Source organism: Motilimonas sp. 1_MG-2023, assembly GCF_030547455.1.
Taxonomy (GTDB): Bacteria; Pseudomonadota; Gammaproteobacteria; order Enterobacterales; family CBDFNC01; genus Motilimonas.
Genome location: NZ_JAUOPX010000364.1, coordinates 1 through 228, shown reverse-complemented (window position 1 = coordinate 228; position 228 = coordinate 1). Strand labels below are relative to the sequence as shown.

1 pseudogene is annotated in these 228 nt (G+C 43.9%); it reads right to left on the bottom strand.

Annotated elements, in window-relative coordinates:
* Positions 1–46: 46 nt before the first annotated feature.
* Positions 47–228 (bottom strand): annotated as a pseudogene (locus tag Q4519_RS22305) (ABC transporter substrate-binding protein); the annotation flags it as partial.

Sequence of the window (228 nt, the reverse complement as noted above, 5' to 3'; positions counted from 1 at the left end):
CCCTGCATAATTATAATGGCCCGACAAAGCCCAGCGACAAGAAACGTCAATACTTCCCTAGCTCCAACCGCTCAAAATATTCCTGGTAGCGACCACTTGCACTGGCTTGCTCTAACAACTGGTTGAATTGCACTCTAAGCTTATCTGAATCAGGCATGTTACGTGGAAACATTACAAAACTGTCATTACGTAAAAAAGGGGCTTTACTGTATGTAATCAGGACTGCAC